The organism is Methylobacterium sp. Leaf93, from assembly GCF_001422345.1.
Taxonomy (GTDB): domain Bacteria; phylum Pseudomonadota; class Alphaproteobacteria; order Rhizobiales; family Beijerinckiaceae; genus Methylobacterium; species Methylobacterium bullatum.
Window position 1 is genome coordinate 197,809 of record NZ_LMMS01000012.1, and the last position, 15,823, is coordinate 213,631.

The window sequence follows — 15,823 nt, forward strand, 5'->3', positions numbered from 1 at the left end:
ACCCGAGTCCGGGCTATCGGATCAGCCAAGTCCCCGTATAGGCGAGCGCCGCCAGATAGACGGCTTTGCCGTCCTCGTCCGTCACCAACACCGTGATCGCCTGGCGTTCGCCATCCTTGGGCACTTCGTCGGCGGCCACGGCTGGAAGCAACGTCTTGGCCTCGAGCACGGCGGCCTGCAGGTTGGCGCAGTGTACACCCTCTTCGTCCCGCTCGTTACGACCGTCGTTGATGTCGAAGAAGTAGCGGGGCATAGGGCTTTCCACGCATCGAAGGCGGGAGCGCATATCTGTCTCTCAAGCGCGGAAGGCCAGGGGCAGAGCCGCGATCACGCGAGGGTAGAGCATCGCACGGGGAAAAGCACTCGCTCGATTGAATACTTCGCTTGTCATCCATCCTCGTTTCGCTCTCGGACCGTTACGTATGCGATTGGCGTCGTCGCCTTTCCTTCGCAGGGTTCAATCCTGGGACGGCGCGAAGCGGCCGACACTCTTCGCAAGACCGTCGTGAGCCGCCGACGCGGCCCGTCTTGCGCTGGATTCCGGATCATCCTCCGCTACGCTTCGGGCATCTGGAAACGGTGTGCTCCGCCATACCGGGTTCGGTTCAAGCATGCGCCTTCCCCGGACGGGTGAAGCATCAGCGGAGCCCGATCAGGAGGCTCTCCGCCATCGCCAGGTCCTCCGGCGTGTTGATGTTGACGAACGGATCGACCGGGTCGGCCGGCCAGTCCACGGCCATGGCACCGTGGCGGCGGAGGAATGCGCCGACGCGGCGCTCGCCGCGCTCGACGAGGGAGGCGCGGAGATCGTCGCGCAGAGACACGGACCAGAGCGCCACGGTGAAATGCTCTTGACCCGCCGATGAGGCCATGGCGATGGGCGAGCCGGACAAGCCGGTTCGAAGACGTTCCACCAGGTCGAGGGGCAGGAACGGCGCGTCGCCCGTTACGCTGGCCACATGGGTGGCGGAGGGGTGGCGCGCGGCGGCATGGTCGAGGGCGGCGAGGATTCCCGCGAGCGGCCCCGGATTGTCGGGCACCCCGTCCGGCACAACCGGGCCGGGGAACTCCGCGAACCGGGCCGGGTCGCCATTGGCGTTGAGGACGACGCCCAGACCGCATTGCGGCCCGAACCGCTCCACCACCCGGTCGAGGAGGGTACGGCCCGCCAGGATTCTCAGTGGCTTGTCGCCGCCGCCCATGCGGCGGGAGAGGCCGCCGGCCAGGATCACGCCGAGCACGGGCTCCATGGGTTCTATTCGATGACGATGCGCGGCGCGGCGCGGGGGGCCGGCCCGCCGGTGAGGTTGGCCCAGAGCTGGGCGGCGATGCCGCGATAGACCTTCGCGTGCGGCCCGTCCGGGTCCACCGCCACCACGGGACGCCCGGAATCGGAGGTCTCCCGGATGGTCATGTTCAGGGGGATCTCGCCGAGGAACGGCACGTCGAGCCGCGCCGCCTCCTCGCGGGCGCCGCCATGGCCGAAGATGTGCGAGGCATGGCCGCAATTCGGGCAGATGAAGGTCGCCATGTTCTCGATGACGCCGAGGATCGGCACCGAGACCTTGCGGAACATCGTCACTCCGCGTCGCGCATCGATCAGCGCCAAATCCTGCGGCGTCGAGACGATGACGGCGCCCGAGAGCGGCGTCGCCTGGGCCATGGTGAGCTGGGCGTCGCCGGTGCCCGGCGGCATGTCGACCACGAGGATGTCGAGCTCGCCCCAGGCGACTTCGCGCAGCATCTGGGTGATGGCGGACTGCACCATCGGGCCGCGCCAGATCATCGCCGTCTCGGGCTCGATGAGGAAGCCGATGGACATCACCTTGATGCCATAGCCGTCCATCGGCGCCAGCAGGCGCTCCTCGATCACCTTCGGCTTGCCGGACAGGCCGAACAGCTTGGGTACCGAGGGACCGTAGATGTCGGCATCTAGCAGACCGACCTTCAGCCCCTGCGCCGAGAGGGCGAGGGCGAGGTTGCAGGCGGTGGTGGACTTGCCGACGCCGCCCTTGCCGGAGGCGACGGCTACGATGTGGCGCACGCCGGGCAAGGCTGGGCCGGTGCGGGGGGGCGCGGGCCGTCCCGGCTGGGGCGGGGCCGTCTGCGCCGGCGGGGCGGGCTGATTCGGCCCGCGCTCCGAGGTCAGGCTCGCGAACACGCCGGAGACGCCGGCCATGGCCAGGACGGTGCCCTCGGCCTTGCGACGCACCGGCTCGAAGCGCTCCGCCTCGCTCGGGTCGATCAGGATCGAGAACATGACCCGGTTGGTGGGGTCGACCACCACCTGGGAGAGGCGGCCCGATGCGGGCAGCGTGGTCCCGCCGGCATCGACGGTGACGGCGGACAGCGCCTTGAGCACGTCGTCGCGAGTAATGGCCAAGATGGTTCTCCAGGCGAGGCAGGCGGACACGGCGGACCGGACACCCCTCTGCATGTAACCGACGAAGACGAGAACGCCAGACCTCTTGCGGTCTCACCCCCCGATATGCGCGAAACGGACGGTTTCAGCGCCGCCCCGGCGGGATGGCAATGAGGTTGCACCGCTCCATCGGCCCGCGCACGACCGAGCCGTCGCCGCGCCGATACGTCCCGTTGCGGACATGGCGGCATCCGGGGGGACCGGGGAGCCGCTTCACCCGCTGGATATGGACGCTGCCGTAGCGCCGGTGGGAGAAATCGTGACCGCCGATTCGCACGCCGGGACCGAAGCGGACCTGCGCCGCGACGGGTGCGGTGAGGACGGGAAGGGCGCAGGCCGCGCCCATGAGCATTCCGAGTATTCCCCGGATCGGGACGGACAGAGACATTCTTCCTCTTCTCCGAACGGCGCTGAACCAAGCGAGCCCTGGCCCGTTGTGAGTGCAGCCTTCAGGGCCGGCCCGCGACCGGGAGCGCCGCGCCCCGATACGGACGACAGACCTTCAGGAGACCATGTTCATGCATCAAGGCAACCACCGCGACCACGAGGGCGCGAAGAAGCTGTTCGAACTCGTCAAGGACATCAAGGTCGCGATGATGACCACGGCGGATCAGGACGGGAAGCTCTACAGCCGCCCGATGTGGAGCCAGGACATCGACGAGAGCGGCGACATCTGGTTCTTCACCAAACTGCACTCGCCCAAGACCGCGGAGATCGGCAAGGACAACCAGGTCAACCTCGCCTATTCCGACCCGTCGAGCCAGACCTACGTCTCCATCGCCGGCAAGGCCGAGATCGTCACCGATCAGGCCATCGTCGACGACAAGTGGAGCGAGAGCATGAAGACCTGGTTCCCCAACGGCAAGGACGACCCGGAAGTCGCGCTCATCCGCATCCACCCGGAAAAGGGCGAGTATTGGGACAGCCCCAACGCCACGGCCCTGCACATCTACGGCTACGTGAAGGCCGCCCTCACGGGCGAGTCCCCCAAGACCGAGACCAAGAAGGTCGATCTCGCCTAATGATCGACTTAACCGGGTCAGAAGTTTAGTTTGGAAAAGCGCCTTCCCACCACTCGGGAGGCGCTTTTTCGGTTGTTTCGATGCCCTTCGAAACTTAGCGTTGCGGGCCTGTCGGGGTCGGTTGGCGGTCCCGCGTTAAGGCCTTCTCTTCGCCATGCGCCGCTTCGTTGTCGATCTTCTCGACTTTCTCTGCATCGCCCTGATCATCATCGCGACCAGCATCGCCTTCCTGAGCGCGACGTTCACTCCGGGAGGCAATATTCTCCTTGGTTTGCTCTCCGCGGTGGTCGTATTCATCGCCGCTTCGGTCGCCATGGGCGCAATCCTCGCACTTACCGAGATCGCCAAGAATTCCCGTCGAATCGTGACGCTGATGGAGGAAGCGCGTTCCGTGCGAAATTGATCACGCATCGCCGCTGAGCGACGCTCGGACGCTTCCTGAAAGACCTCCCGACCATGCTCGATCTCGCGACGCGGGTGTACAACCACAACTTCAAGATCGACCCGATCATCCGGTCGCTGCTCGACACCGACTTCTACAAGCTCCTGATGGCGCAGACGATCTTTCGCCGCCATCGCGACGCCGACGTGACCTTCGGCATCCAGAACCGCAGCCGCTCCGTCCGCATCGCCGATTTCGTCGATGTGGGCGAATTGCGCGAGCAGCTCGATCACGCCCGCACCGTTCGCCTGAGCCGGGGGGAATCCACCTGGCTGCGCGGCAACACCTTTTACGGCAACCGCCAGATGTTCTCGGCCGATTTCATGGATTGGCTCGAAGGCTTCCGCCTGCCGGACTACGAACTCGAGGCGCGCGACGGACAATACGTCCTCACCTTCCACGGTCCCTGGATCGAGACCACCATGTGGGAGGTGCCGGCGCTGGCCATCCTCAACGAGTTGCGCTCGCGCGGAATCCTGCGCGGGCTCGGCAAGTTCGAGCTGCAGGTGCTCTACGCGCGGGCGATGACCCGGGTGTGGGAGAAGATCGAGCGCCTGAAGGCCTTGCCCGGCCTCTCCATCGCAGATTTCGGCACCCGCCGCCGCCACGGCTTCCTGTGGCAGGATTGGTGCGTCGAGGCGATGCGCGAGGGCTTGGGCGAGGCCTTCCTCGGCACGTCGAACTGCCTCATCGCCATGCGCCGCGAAGTCGAGGCCGTGGGCACCAATGCCCATGAACTGCCGATGGTCTATTCCGCGCTGGCGGACGACGACGCGGCCCTCGCCCAGGCGCCCTACGACGTGCTGCGCGACTGGCAGCAGGATTATGCCGGCAACCTGCTGGTGATGCTGCCCGACACCTACGGCACCACCGGTTTCCTGGCCCATGCGCCGGACTGGATGACGGCCTGGACCGGGATCCGCATCGATTCGAAGGACCCGATCGAGGGCGGCGAGGAGGCCATTGCCTGGTGGGCGTCACGCGGCTGCGACCCCCACGAAAAGCTCGCGATCTTCTCGGATGGGCTCGATATTGGGACCATCGAGGCGATCCACGCGCATTTCCACGGGCGGATGCGCATCGGCTACGGCTGGGGCACCCTGCTCACCAACGATTTCCGCGGGCTGGCGCCGGATCACGGGCTCGATCCGATCTCCATCGTCTGCAAGGTCATCGCCGCCAACGGCCGCCCCACCGTGAAGATCTCCGACAACCCGTCGAAAGCCATCGGTCCGGCCGACGAGATCGCTCGCTACAAGCGCGTCTTCGGCATCGGCGAGATGGCGGAGATGCCGGTCATCGTGTGATGTTTGCCGAGAGCGGCCCGCATCCAGGCATACGGGAGACGGGCGGCGTACCGTCCGTCTCCCCTGTCAGGCGCGGAGGAAATCCGCGATCAGCGCCGGCGCGGCGGCGTCGAAGCCCACCACGTCGAGCATGCCGGCATCCTCCGGGTCGGCGATGCTGAAGCCGTTGGAGACGAGCCCCACGACCACGAGCTTGGCGTCGATCCCGGTCTTCCGCCGGTACGCACGCAGAGCCTCCACCGGGTGGACCGGCCCCGCCCACGTCTCCGAGTCCGTGTAGACCACGAAGGCGTCGGCCTGGACGTTCCGCTCCAGGGCCCAGCGCATGGGCAGCGAGCAATCCGTCCCGCCGAAGGGCAGGTCGGACGTGGCCGCCACCGCCGCGTCGAGCCGCATCGACGGCCCGATCGGCAGCGCGGTCAGTGCCGTGCCCTCGTTCCAGCGCCGGCCGGCACCGGCCGTGAAGCCGACGACCTGCCAGCGCTCCTCGGTCGCCGCGGTGACGAGCGCCATCGCGGCGGCCGCCTCACGCGGGGTGAGCGAGGACCCGGCCACGCCTCCCATCGCCATGGACCCCGACACGTCGAGGGCCAGGACGAGACGCTTGCCCGTGGGCGTCACCGACGCGAACGCCGTGTAGAACGCGGCGTTCAGTGCTTCGACGATGGCGGCCACCGGCTCCCAGGAGAGCCGGCCGCGCTCACCGCGCCCCGACGCGTAGGTCTTGAGCGCCATGAGCAGCGCCATCGGGTGGAGACGCGCCTTGAGGATGCGCTCCCGGTCCGACAGTACCGCCCGGACATGCTCGGTCCCCTCCGAGAAGGGGGCGAGCACGCCCAAGGCCGTCAGCCGCCCGAGCTGACGCACGAGGGCTCCCACCGGCATGCGCTCGATCAGGGCCTCGTTCACCGCCCGGCTCGTCATCAGCTCGGTCGGCAGCGCCTCCCACGGCAGGCCATGCGTGCGGATCATCGCCGCGGCCGAAGCCCCGTTGACGCCCGGCGCCTGCACCGAGGCGAAGGCGTGGACGAGCGCCGGCGCCGCCTCGGCCAGGGTGCCGCGGCAGATCCAGTCGAACAGGGCGGCGCGATCCGGCTCGCCCGTCTCCGGATGGGCCAGCCGCAGCAGATCGCGGTGCGACCAGCCGTTGCGCGAGCGGTACTTCACCGCCTGGTAGGCCAGCGCCTCCACGGGGCGGGCGACGTACCAGTCGGCCACCGCGCGGCGCAGCCCACGGCCCCAGCCGCGCATCGCCTCGATGGCGGACGCGAACTGGAACAGGTGCGTACCCGTGCGGCAGACGCGCGGAAGGGCGGCCAGGGCGGCCCGGCGGGTAGCGAGGGCATGCTCGCCCTCCGCCGAGGCGGCGAGCGCCAGGGCGAAGATCGCCGGATCCTGCTTCGGAGCCCGTCCGGCCTCGCTCACCGCCACGATGGCGGCGACCACGCGCGGCCCGTCTTCCGCGAGGCACCGCAGCACGGCCTGCGCATTGTCGCGCGTCAGGGCGACGGGGCCGGCATAGTACGAGCTGCCCTCGGAGCCGAGCATCAGGAAGCGGTCGAGCCGCGTCCAGTCGCTCACCGGGAAGGCGTGTCCGCCGGCCGAGTTCGGCACGGTACGGGGAATGGGCTCCGACTGCGGATTGCGCCGGAGCGAGAACAGCTTGGCATAGGACATCTTCGCTCGCTCCTTTCTCCACGGGCCTCGTGCCCGGTGGTTCGTTGGGGCCGCGCGGGCATGGGACTGAGGCAGGATAGTCTTTCGCTCTTCCGACTGAGCTACGGGCATCGCTGCCCGGCGGGATTCGAACCCGCGACCTAAAGATCCGATAACCCTGCCTTCTCGGCCCGCGCGGCCGATGGGGTGATCCGCTCGCCGGTCCGGGACGGCCATGCGGGCATGTGTTCGAGGGACGGCGTTATGAGCTTCGGGACCGCGGCGGCCCCGGCGGCATTCGAATCCGCACCCTCCGCGAGGCGAGCCCCGCGGCGCTCTACCGATAACCGTCCCCTCCCGGCCCGCACGGACCGCTCGGGTTCCGGCGCGGGCGCTCGGACGCGAGCCAGGAGGCGCGCGCCGCGCGAAGGCGACGGAAACGTCAGCGATGAGGGATTGTCGGTGAATCCAGCCTATGGCCGCGCGGACATGGTCGAGGCGAACGGATCGGCCGCGAGGCCGTCGGGGGGTCGAACCCCAGGGCTCGAGAGCCCTTCATCCCAAAGATAACCGTTCGTCAGCGGCCCGCGCGGAGCGCCGGATCAAAGACTGGTTTGTCGCCGGCTTTCGCCCCCGAGACAGGCGAACGCGGCGACGCGATGGTCGACTTTCTTCATGCGTTGCTCCGCCCGTGGCAGGGACCGAATGGCGAGGGACGCGGGCATGTCGAATGGGGCTCGGGTAGTTTCACGTGCAGGTGATAACCGAGCCCCCGCCGGCCCGCGCCGGTGAGGTAATCTGGTCTGCCGGTCATGAACGTTCGAGGACGACTGGGCCTCGAGGCCCCTCCACGGTTTGCGACCGTGGACATCGATGAGAGCGATAACCCTCGATCACCGGCCCGGCAGGCCGATGGCGGGGTGATTAAAGTCGCGCTCCGGTCCAGTCAAGGCGAAACTTGAAAAATCTTACAGTTCGGTCCATCTCCCGAGCATGATCACATCCGCTCAGATCCGCGCCGGACGCGGGCTGCTGAAATGGACGCAGGGGACGCTCGCGGCGCGGGCCTCCCTCTCCATCGTCACCCTCAACATGATCGAGAGCGAGCAGGTCGCCCCGCGCAACCGGACGCTCGACGCCATCCGCAACGCCCTCGAAGGGGAGGGCGTCCGTTTCATCGGCGACGAGGACGAAGGATTCGGAGTGATGCTGCGGGCGCGGCCGGCAGGGGCCGCATGAGCCGCCGCATCGATCTCAACGCCGATCTCGGCGAGGGCTACGGCCCCTATACGCTCGGTGACGACGCGGCCCTCCTCGACCTCGTCACCTCGGCCAACGTCGCCTGCGGCTTCCATGGCGGCGATCCTTCGATCATGGTCGCCACCGCCTCGGCGGCGCGGGCGCGCGGCGTGTCCATCGGCGCCCATCCGGGATTTCAGGATCTGCGCGGCTTCGGTCGTCGGGTCATCGCCGAGAGCGCGGGGGAGATCGAGGCCGGGGTGGCCTACCAGATCGGAGCGCTCCAAGCCTGCGCGGCCCTCGGCCATCATCGCGTCACCCATGTGAAGGCGCATGGGGCCCTCGCCAACCTGTCGAACGCCGATGCGGATGTGGCGAAGGCTCTCGCGCGGGCGGTCCTCGCCGTCGACCGGACCTTGCCCCTGGTGGTGATGCCGGGCCTCGCGGCCGAGCGCGCGGCGCTGGATGCCGGCCTTGCGGTGGTGCGGGAAATCTATGCCGACCGGGCTTACGAGGAGGACGGGCAGCTCTGTTCGCGCTCGCGGCCCGGATCGGTCATCCACGATTCGGCCGAGGCGTCGGCGCGGGTCCGCCGCATGGTGGAGGAGGGTGCGGTGATCACCCTGTCCGGCCGGAGGATCGCGGTGTCGATCGACACGATCTGCGTCCATGGCGACACGCCGAGCGCGGTCGAGACGGCGCGCGCCGTGCGGCGGGCGCTCGCGGAAGCTGGCTTCGCACTCGCCGCGTTCAACGCCGCCTGATTCCAGAATGAATGCAAAGCGTGCGGGAAGCAGGGATCGTTTCCAGGCGATACTCCGTTCCTCATGACGATGACGCTGGCGAGATTGCCGCGCCATCGTGTGCGTAGCGTTGAGACGGAACCGACATGGCGACACCCACCCCGGCTGAAGCCGCATCGCCGCAGGCGCCGAAGGTCGGGTCCGCGGGCGCCAAGAGTTCCGTGAGTGGCAAAAGCGGCAACTCCCGTGCGACGCCTCTGCGGGATCCGATCCTGCCCCCCCGCGCGACGCGAATCGCTCCGGCCGAATCGATCCCGCCCTCGCTGGCCTCGCCGCTCATCGTCACCGCGCTGATCGTCTCCGGCCTCTATATCGGACGTGACGTCCTGATCCCCATCGCCATCGCGGTGCTGCTCTCCTTCGTCCTCGGGCCCATCGTCTACCTCCTGCGGCGTCTGCGCTTCGGGCGCTTCCTGTCGGTGGCGACCTCCGTCGTCATGGCTCTCGGGGTGGCGGCGGCCTTGGCCACCCTCATCGGCGTCCAGCTCGCGGATCTGGCCAAGGACGTGCCCCGCTACCGCACCACCATCGAACAGAAGGTCGAGGGCCTGCGCGACAGCCCGGCCGGGCGGCTGGCCGATTACGTCGCCAATATCGGCCGGACCATGCATCAGAGCGGCGAGGAGAGCGCCAAGCCCGAGGCTCCGAAGCCCGAGGCCGGAAAACCCAACGCTCCGCCGCCCGAGAAACCGGTCGTCGTCGAGATGAAGGAGCGGGCGCCGGACCCGCTGGCCCTGGCCAACACCATCCTGTCGCCGATCCTGCATCCGCTGGCCACCACCGGCATCGTCTTCATCGTGCTGCTGTTCCTGCTAATGCAGCGCGAAGACCTGCGCGACCGCATGATCCGTCTCGTCGGGTCGAGCGATCTCCACCGGACCACCGTGGCGATGGACGATGCCGCACGGCGTCTGAGCCGCTACTTCCTGGTCCAGCTCGCCCTCAACGCCGCCTTCGGCGTGGTGATCGGGATCTGTCTCTCCGTCATCGGCGTGCCCAACCCGGCCCTCTGGGGCATCTTCTCGGCGCTGATGCGGTTCGTGCCCTATATCGGCGCAGCCCTGGCGGCCCTGTTCCCCCTGGCGCTGGCGGCGGCGGTCGATCCCGGCTGGTCGATGGTCATCGCGACGCTCGCGGTGTTCCTGATCCTCGAGCCGCTGACCGGGCACGTCATCGAGCCGATGCTCTATGGGCAGTCCACCGGGATGTCGCCCTTCGCCGTGCTGGTCTCGGCCCTGTTCTGGACATGGTTATGGGGACCGGTCGGCCTGCTGCTGTCGACGCCGCTCACCGTCTGCCTCGTGGTGCTGGGGCGGCACGTGGACAAGCTCGAATTCCTCGACGTGCTGTTCGGCGACCGGCCGGCCCTGACGCCGGTAGAGAATTTCTACCAGCGCATCCTCGCCGACGACCCGGAGGAGGCGGAAGAGCATGCCGAGCTGATCCTGAAGGAATGTTCGCTCTCCTCCTATTACGACGATGTGGTGCTGAAGGGGCTCGAACTCGCCGCCCGTGACGCGGCGCGCGGGGTGCTCACGCCGGAGCAGAAGAACGATATCCGCGACACGGTGGCCGTCCTCATCGCCGGCCTTGACCGCCGCGAGGTCGAGGTGCCCGACGACGACTTCGCCATTCCCGACGACATCCCGGCAGCCTGGAAGCAGGACGGCGCGGTCCTGTGCGTGACGGGCCGCAGCTTCGTCGACGAATCGGCCTGCACGATCCTGGCCCAACTGCTGAACAAGCGCGGCATCGGCACCCGAATCGTTCCCTTCTCCGACGTGGCCCGGGTTCAGATCGATGGGTTCGATCCCGGCCCGGCCCGAATGATCTGCATCGTGTCCCTCGCCATCAATGGAGAGCCGACGCATCTGCGCCGCCTCGTCAGACGGCTGAAGAACCGCATGCCGGGCCTGCCCATCGTCGTCGGTCTCTGGCAGGCCGATCACGAGATCCTCAACGACGAAGGTCAGCGGGCGGCCATCGGCGCGGATACGCATGTGTCTTCCCTCGACGCCGCGTTGCAGGCCGTCCTCGCCCGGGCCGGCACCACGGCCTCGGTCGCGAAACCGGAGTCTTCAGCGACCGAGATTCCGCCGGAAACACCGCCCGAATTGCCGCCATCGGCGCCGGTCGCCGCCGCCATCGCGACCTGAACGCGACGGGTTTTCCGCCGCGGCGGAAGAGCCGTGCGATTCCGGTGATTCCGCCCGGGGGATGGCGGTGTTTCGGGCCTGATCGTGGCGGTCCGGGCTTGACGCGGCTCGCCGGTCGTCGCTTCGGTTGCGGGGCGGTTTCACAGGGAGGCTTTCGATGAGCGTCGTCGATCTCGCACGGTTCATGGAAGACCTCGCCACCGAGTCGGGACAGGCCATCCTGCCCTTCTTCCGGGCCTCGTTCGGCATGGACGACAAGGGCCGGGACACCGGCGCCTTCGATCCCGTCACCGAGGCCGATCGGGCGGCGGAGACGATCCTGCGCGGACGGATCCGCAGCACATTCCCCACCCACGGCATCGTCGGCGAGGAGTTCGGCTCCGACCACGCAGATGCCGAATGCGTCTGGGTGCTCGACCCCATCGACGGCACCCGCGCCTTCATCACGGGGCTTCCCACCTGGGGAACGCTGATCGGCCTGCTCCATGACGGCGTGCCGGTGCGCGGGCTGATGAACCAGCCCTATCTCGGCGAGCGCTTCGTGGGCGATGGGGCCAGTGCCACGTTCCACGGCATCCGCGGCCCGCGCAAGCTCATGACCCGCCGCTGCGAACGCCTCGCCGACGCTCTGCTCGCCACCACCGATCCGCGTCTGTTCGCGCCGGGCGACGAGCAGGATCGCTTCCGGAGCATTGAGGGCGCCGTGCGCATGTCGCGCTACGGCACCGATTGCTATGCCTATTGCATGCTCGCAGCAGGCCAGATCGACCTCGTGGTCGAGGCCGGTTTGAAGGCCCACGACATCGTCGCGTTGATCCCGATCATCGAGGGTGCCGGCGGCATCGTCACCGCCTGGGATGGCGGTTCAGCCGCGAAGGGCGGCCGGATCGTCGCCGCCGGGGACGTCCGGCTCCACGCCGCGGCCCTGCGCCACCTCAACCCGTAATACACCGATACTTTAGAGGCTTAGACTCTGCGTCGCTCGTTTGGCCGAGGAGAAGCGATGGCCTCTTCCGGTCAATCACGGGCGTGTCTCACGGCGTCATCGCGGCGGCGACGGCCCGCCCCGTATCGGTGTGTTCACCCCTTTCCGACACGACCGTCCCCGGTACGAAGGCATCGAAAGCCGCCCAGAAATCGTCTCGAATCGCGTCGCGTTCCGAGAGGATCTCATGACGGGCGTCGGGCAGGACAAGGAGGAAACCGGAGGAGAGGCGGCCCACGAACCGTTCCGTGATCGCGGTGTCGCAAACTGGGTCGGCGCCAGCGCCGATCACGAGAGTCGGAATGCGGATCGAGGCGGCCTTTCGCGGATCAGCGAGCTTCGCCATCGCCCGGAACGCGCCGACGATCCAGGCCACGCTCGGATCCCCCACGGCGCTGGCGCCGACGGCCCGGGCCGCCTGGGCATTGCGTTCATAGCGGGCGGGATCGCCCGAGAGGCGGTTTGCCGCGAACGGTTTCGTCGCCAAAGAGGCCGGCTTGCCGAACGGGATGTAGCTGCGCCCGAGACCCAGCCTGTGCAGGACACGAGCAAGGAAGAACGACGCCGCCGGGAAACGGATCATCCGGATCGACAGCATCGGCGCCACCGTGACGAGGCGGGCGAAGGGCAGCCACCCATCCATCGCCCCGGTCAACGCCACGGCGCCGCCCATGGAATGGGCGAGGCACATATGCGGATGCGGCATCAGCGGCCGCAGGATCGCATCCTCGATCGCCTTGAGATCGCGGCGATAATCGTCGAAACGCGCGACGTGGCCGCGATGCGCATCGGAGACCTGCCGTTGTGATTCCCCCTGGCCCCGCCAATCGAACGCCACAACGGCGAACCCGCGCCTGCGCAGTTCCGAGATGGTCTCGTAATATTTTTCGATGAACTCGGCCCGGCCCTGCAGCAGGCACACTGTTCCTTTCGCCAACCGGGTCGTCGGGCGCCAATGGGCGGCCCTCAGCCGGATGCCGTCATCTCCATGGACGACAACCAACGTTCCCCCCGGAGGGACCGGATTTCCGGGCGTGGAAGCAAGGGTCAACATGTGGAGAATCCAGATAAGAGAAGCAGTGGCAAATTTTGCATGAGAAGGGCTATCCAGACTCTTGAAGCCTTCCGACGCACCTCCGATATTGGAGGAGCGCCGGCCGATACGGCGGCGCAACGGTCCGGCCCTTTGGGCGGACGATAACGTTACATGTTGCTTCCTACGGAGAATATGTCATGCGCCAGTTCGATCTTGCTCCCCTCTATCGCTCTACCGTCGGCTTCGACCGTCTTTTCTCGGCCCTCGACCAGTTCGTGAGCGCAGATGCGGTCCCGACCTATCCGCCCTACAATATCGAGCGCACAGGTGAGAACGCATACCGTATTACCGTCGCGGTGGCTGGCTTTACCGAATCCGACCTCACCATCGAGGTTAAGGAAAACGCGCTCACGCTCAAGGGCGAGCGTAGTCCCGATACGACCCGCAAAGCCGAGGTTCTTCATCAGGGGATCGCAGCTCGTGGGTTCGAACGCCGGTTCCAGCTCGCCGACTATGTCCAGGTAACGGGTGCGGCCCTGGAGAACGGCCTGCTCCATATCGATCTCGTCCGAGAGATCCCAGAGGCTAAGAAGCCCCGCCAGATCCAGATCGCCACGTCGGGCGCCGTGAAAGCGCCCGTGATCGAAGGTCAGGTGCAAGCAGCGGCGTAGTCGCCGGTCTTTCGACCATGAGCGCCCCGACCGGGAGGTCGGGGCGCCTGCTCGCGTTCAAAATCCATCGAATCGGTCGCCTCGGCCCGGCTCCCGGCATCGGTAGCCGATGAAGCAATCCGCCGTATCGCGGGTGGGCGCGTAGGCTGGGATCGTGATCTCGGTGACCTCGCATGCGCCACGGTCACGCACGAAGCGGTCATAGGTCGATCCACCTGTCCCGAGGACGATGCCCCGGCTCCGTGACACGACGGCTCTCGCCTGCGGACAGGTCATGTCGAGGGTGGATGCCCGCTGTGCCATGGCGGGCCAACTGACGCCGAGGACGGCACATATAACGCCGACGAAACAGGAGACTCTCATGATAGCCCAACGCCCCTCGTCTTCCACCACACGGAAGCGCGATCTGACCGAGGTAACTCCGAGCCAATCAGCCAGGTTTCGATAGGGGATTCAGAGGTCGCCGAAGACGAGTTGCCCCTGTGGGCTCTGCCTGCGGCGCGCAGCGACCGGACCCTCCTTGCGAACCGGAGGTTTTGGTGCGGGACGGTGCTGTTTCGGCTCGCCGCGCATCCGAGCTTTTGCTTTGTCGCGGGCCACGGCTTCAGGTGCATTCGGGTTGTCGCTCAGCCATTTGCCGCGCTTGATCACCTCGTTGACCCGTCCCTGGTTCACGCCGACCTTGAAGGCGATCTCCTGCTGGGTCATTCCCGTGGAAGCGTGAAGATCAAGGATGGCCCGCGCCAGATCCGGCGTCATCTTCTGGCCCGTGAGGCGTCGTGCCGGCTTGATCGTGCGGGTCGCCCGGTCGCGTTCGCGCAGGCGCTGGAGCAGGGCGAGCGCCATGTTCATGCCCTGCTCGCGCAGGGCCTCCTCGAATTCCTTCAACGTCGCCATCGTCGGCTTCCTCGCTGCCGTCGCAGCCGAACCATTGGACCGGCCCGTCACCGAGAGAACGGTCGGGCATGCGCCAAGGTTGCGACGGATGCTCTCGCTAGATTGAACAGGGTTGGGCCGACATCGCGACAATGACAACCGGGTGAAGATTTCATCCACCGCTAATGCATCGTCAGTCGCTCAAGGTAGCATCAATGTTCTGCCACCCGTCGTCGCACACGACGGGCTCGCCCTTTCCCCTGGCAGCCTGCCCTTGGCGGAAAGCCCGAGCTTCGGCTAAACCGCGCGGCACCCGCGGCTTTCGAGGACGCTTCCCCAATGATCAGTCCGATCCTTTCCGTCGCCCGCGACGGATCAGCGCCCGGCGTCCCCTCCCTTGTCGAAGCTCTGGAGAGCGGCTCGGTCCTCGTCTTCCACGATGAAGACTTCCCCTTCAGCGATTTCGAGAAACGCTTCGTCGAGCGACCCTTTGCCGACGGCAAGGCCAAGAACGTCAACATCCGCGGCAAGGAGGCCTCACTGAGAGGGGCAGCCGGAACGCCGGAGGAGCAGGAGGCGCTGCGCCAGCTTCTCATCCGCTACAAAGCCTTCGCCCAGGAGCTGATCGACCGCCATCTGCCGGCCTATACCGGCAAGATCACGCTGGCCGGCACCTCCTACCGCCCGTTCGAGGTGGACCAGCGCAAGCTCAGCTGGCGCAGGGACGACACACGCCTGCACGTGGACGCCTTTCCGTCGAACCCGATCGGCGAGAAGCGCATCCTGCGCATCTTCCGCAACATCAACCCGAACGGGCAGCCCCGCTTGTGGCGGGTGGGCGAGGATTTCGGCTCGATGGCCGAGAAGTTCTTGCCGCGCCTGCCGGGCTACTCGCCCCTGTCGGCGCGGCTGCTGGCGGCCTTGCGTATCACCAAGGCCCGCCGCTCCGAATACGACCACCTGATGCTGCATCTCCACGATGCGCTGAAGCAGGACATGGGATACCAGCAGAACGGCCCCCAGGCCGACGTGCAGTTCGCCCCGGGCCAGACCTGGGTGACGTTCTCGGACCTTGTCATGCATGGCGCCATGGGCGGCCGCTACATGTTGGAACAGACGGCCTACCTGCCCGTGACGAGCCAGACGGATCCGGAGCGCAGCCCGCAGCGGATCCTCGCCAGGAAGCTCGGGCGCAAACTCCGTTAAGA

Annotated in this window: 17 protein-coding genes; 9 read left to right on the forward strand and 8 right to left on the reverse strand. The window is 67.3% G+C overall.

All coding sequences use genetic code 11. The features are described 5' to 3' along the window. Positions 1 to 13: 13 nt before the first annotated feature. The 4 genes from ASF26_RS09545 to ASF26_RS09560 form a co-directional block, all read right to left on the reverse strand. Positions 14 to 253 carry a hypothetical protein gene (locus tag ASF26_RS09545; RefSeq protein WP_056252651.1) on the reverse strand — a complete coding sequence of 80 codons (240 nt, stop codon included), beginning with the start codon at positions 251 to 253 and terminating at the stop codon, positions 14 to 16. Positions 254 to 638: 385 nt separating this feature from the next. Beyond that, the gene (mobA, locus tag ASF26_RS09550) at positions 639 to 1,250 is read right to left on the reverse strand and encodes a molybdenum cofactor guanylyltransferase MobA (RefSeq protein WP_056252656.1); all 612 of its coding nucleotides are present in this window, start codon (positions 1,248 to 1,250) and stop codon (positions 639 to 641) included. A gap of 5 nt (positions 1,251 to 1,255) precedes the next feature. Next, positions 1,256 to 2,383 carry an Mrp/NBP35 family ATP-binding protein gene (locus tag ASF26_RS09555; RefSeq protein WP_056252659.1) on the reverse strand — a complete coding sequence of 376 codons (1,128 nt, stop codon included), beginning with the start codon at positions 2,381 to 2,383 and terminating at the stop codon, positions 1,256 to 1,258. A gap of 124 nt (positions 2,384 to 2,507) precedes the next feature. Continuing rightward, positions 2,508 to 2,774, reverse strand: a complete 267-nt coding sequence (locus tag ASF26_RS09560) for a hypothetical protein (RefSeq protein WP_156462949.1) — start codon at positions 2,772 to 2,774, stop codon at positions 2,508 to 2,510. A gap of 166 nt (positions 2,775 to 2,940) precedes the next feature. Between ASF26_RS09560 and ASF26_RS09565 the strand changes: the two genes are divergently transcribed. The 3 genes from ASF26_RS09565 to ASF26_RS09575 all read left to right on the forward strand — a co-directional run bounded on the left by ASF26_RS09565 (position 2,941) and on the right by ASF26_RS09575 (position 5,193). Continuing rightward, a complete protein-coding gene (locus ASF26_RS09565) occupies positions 2,941 to 3,444 on the forward strand; it encodes a pyridoxamine 5'-phosphate oxidase family protein (RefSeq protein ID WP_056253323.1) in 504 nt (167 codons plus the stop codon). A gap of 154 nt (positions 3,445 to 3,598) precedes the next feature. After that, positions 3,599 to 3,847 (forward strand): hypothetical protein, encoded by a 249-nt coding sequence (locus tag ASF26_RS09570; protein WP_056252662.1) that lies wholly within the window; start codon positions 3,599 to 3,601, stop codon positions 3,845 to 3,847. 53 nt (positions 3,848 to 3,900) lie between these two features. Next, positions 3,901 to 5,193, forward strand: coding sequence for a nicotinate phosphoribosyltransferase (locus ASF26_RS09575; RefSeq protein ID WP_056252665.1), 1,293 nt, complete (start codon positions 3,901 to 3,903; stop codon positions 5,191 to 5,193). Between the two features lie 66 nt (positions 5,194 to 5,259). Here the strand turns inward: ASF26_RS09575 and ASF26_RS09580 are convergent, their stop codons facing one another. Continuing rightward, entirely contained in the window at positions 5,260 to 6,870 is a 1,611-nt protein-coding gene (locus tag ASF26_RS09580; RefSeq protein ID WP_056252670.1) for a TROVE domain-containing protein, read from the reverse strand. A 972-nt stretch (positions 6,871 to 7,842) separates the two neighbouring features. On the opposite strand from ASF26_RS09580, the gene ASF26_RS09585 reads away from it, so the two are divergent. From ASF26_RS09585 to hisN, 4 genes are all read left to right on the forward strand, one after another. Beyond that, complete coding sequence (locus tag ASF26_RS09585) at positions 7,843 to 8,088, forward strand: helix-turn-helix domain-containing protein (RefSeq protein WP_056252675.1); 246 nt, start codon at positions 7,843 to 7,845, stop codon at positions 8,086 to 8,088. Further along, positions 8,085 to 8,852: a 5-oxoprolinase subunit PxpA gene (locus tag ASF26_RS09590; RefSeq protein WP_056252676.1), complete on the forward strand. Its 768-nt coding sequence runs from the start codon at positions 8,085 to 8,087 to the stop codon at positions 8,850 to 8,852. The genes ASF26_RS09585 and ASF26_RS09590 overlap by 4 nt, the downstream gene beginning before the upstream one ends. Positions 8,853 to 8,977: 125 nt before the next feature. Then, positions 8,978 to 11,047: an AI-2E family transporter gene (locus tag ASF26_RS09595; RefSeq protein WP_244475879.1), complete on the forward strand. Its 2,070-nt coding sequence runs from the start codon at positions 8,978 to 8,980 to the stop codon at positions 11,045 to 11,047. 157 nt (positions 11,048 to 11,204) lie between these two features. After that, positions 11,205 to 11,993: a histidinol-phosphatase gene (gene hisN, locus ASF26_RS09600; RefSeq protein ID WP_056252679.1), complete on the forward strand. Its 789-nt coding sequence runs from the start codon at positions 11,205 to 11,207 to the stop codon at positions 11,991 to 11,993. 88 nt (positions 11,994 to 12,081) lie between these two features. Here hisN and ASF26_RS09605 read toward each other — a convergent pair whose 3' ends face one another. Next, positions 12,082 to 13,086: an alpha/beta hydrolase gene (locus ASF26_RS09605; RefSeq protein WP_056252682.1), complete on the reverse strand. Its 1,005-nt coding sequence runs from the start codon at positions 13,084 to 13,086 to the stop codon at positions 12,082 to 12,084. A 179-nt stretch (positions 13,087 to 13,265) separates the two neighbouring features. Here ASF26_RS09605 and ASF26_RS09610 point away from each other — a divergent pair, with 179 nt between their 5' ends. Further along, a complete protein-coding gene (locus ASF26_RS09610; protein ID WP_018043025.1) occupies positions 13,266 to 13,739 on the forward strand; it encodes an Hsp20 family protein in 474 nt (157 codons plus the stop codon). A gap of 57 nt (positions 13,740 to 13,796) precedes the next feature. On the opposite strand, the gene ASF26_RS21985 is transcribed toward ASF26_RS09610, so the two are convergent. Both ASF26_RS21985 and ASF26_RS09615 read right to left on the reverse strand, forming a co-directional pair. Continuing rightward, complete coding sequence (locus ASF26_RS21985) at positions 13,797 to 14,102, reverse strand: hypothetical protein (RefSeq protein ID WP_082477572.1); 306 nt, start codon at positions 14,100 to 14,102, stop codon at positions 13,797 to 13,799. A gap of 90 nt (positions 14,103 to 14,192) precedes the next feature. Continuing rightward, positions 14,193 to 14,636, reverse strand: a complete 444-nt coding sequence (locus ASF26_RS09615; protein WP_056252685.1) for a hypothetical protein — start codon at positions 14,634 to 14,636, stop codon at positions 14,193 to 14,195. Positions 14,637 to 14,954: 318 nt separating this feature from the next. On the opposite strand from ASF26_RS09615, the gene ASF26_RS09620 reads away from it, so the two are divergent. Continuing rightward, positions 14,955 to 15,821, forward strand: coding sequence for a Kdo hydroxylase family protein (locus ASF26_RS09620; RefSeq protein WP_056252689.1), 867 nt, complete (start codon positions 14,955 to 14,957; stop codon positions 15,819 to 15,821). Positions 15,822 to 15,823 lie beyond the last annotated feature (2 nt).

Excerpts from the sequence above, each read along its gene's own strand:
- ASF26_RS09560 (WP_156462949.1), bottom strand. The coding sequence starts at position 2,774 with ATGCTCATGGGCGCGGCCTGCGCCCTTCCCGTCCTCACCGCACCCGTC.
- ASF26_RS09595 (WP_244475879.1), top strand. The coding sequence starts at position 8,978 with ATGGCGACACCCACCCCGGCTGAAGCCGCATCGCCGCAGGCGCCGAAG.
- ASF26_RS09590 (WP_056252676.1), top strand. The coding sequence starts at position 8,085 with ATGAGCCGCCGCATCGATCTCAACGCCGATCTCGGCGAGGGCTACGGC.
- ASF26_RS09545 (WP_056252651.1), bottom strand. The coding sequence starts at position 253 with ATGCCCCGCTACTTCTTCGACATCAACGACGGTCGTAACGAGCGGGAC.
- ASF26_RS21985 (WP_082477572.1), bottom strand. The coding sequence starts at position 14,102 with ATGAGAGTCTCCTGTTTCGTCGGCGTTATATGTGCCGTCCTCGGCGTC.
- ASF26_RS09620 (WP_056252689.1), top strand. The coding sequence starts at position 14,955 with ATGATCAGTCCGATCCTTTCCGTCGCCCGCGACGGATCAGCGCCCGGC.
- ASF26_RS09580 (WP_056252670.1), bottom strand. The coding sequence starts at position 6,870 with ATGTCCTATGCCAAGCTGTTCTCGCTCCGGCGCAATCCGCAGTCGGAG.
- ASF26_RS09610 (WP_018043025.1), top strand. The coding sequence starts at position 13,266 with ATGCGCCAGTTCGATCTTGCTCCCCTCTATCGCTCTACCGTCGGCTTC.
- ASF26_RS09615 (WP_056252685.1), bottom strand. The coding sequence starts at position 14,636 with ATGGCGACGTTGAAGGAATTCGAGGAGGCCCTGCGCGAGCAGGGCATG.
- ASF26_RS09570 (WP_056252662.1), top strand. The coding sequence starts at position 3,599 with ATGCGCCGCTTCGTTGTCGATCTTCTCGACTTTCTCTGCATCGCCCTG.
- ASF26_RS09605 (WP_056252682.1), bottom strand. The coding sequence starts at position 13,086 with ATGTTGACCCTTGCTTCCACGCCCGGAAATCCGGTCCCTCCGGGGGGA.
- ASF26_RS09565 (WP_056253323.1), top strand. The coding sequence starts at position 2,941 with ATGCATCAAGGCAACCACCGCGACCACGAGGGCGCGAAGAAGCTGTTC.
- hisN (WP_056252679.1), top strand. The coding sequence starts at position 11,205 with ATGAGCGTCGTCGATCTCGCACGGTTCATGGAAGACCTCGCCACCGAG.
- ASF26_RS09575 (WP_056252665.1), top strand. The coding sequence starts at position 3,901 with ATGCTCGATCTCGCGACGCGGGTGTACAACCACAACTTCAAGATCGAC.
- mobA (WP_056252656.1), bottom strand. The coding sequence starts at position 1,250 with ATGGAGCCCGTGCTCGGCGTGATCCTGGCCGGCGGCCTCTCCCGCCGC.
- ASF26_RS09585 (WP_056252675.1), top strand. The coding sequence starts at position 7,843 with ATGATCACATCCGCTCAGATCCGCGCCGGACGCGGGCTGCTGAAATGG.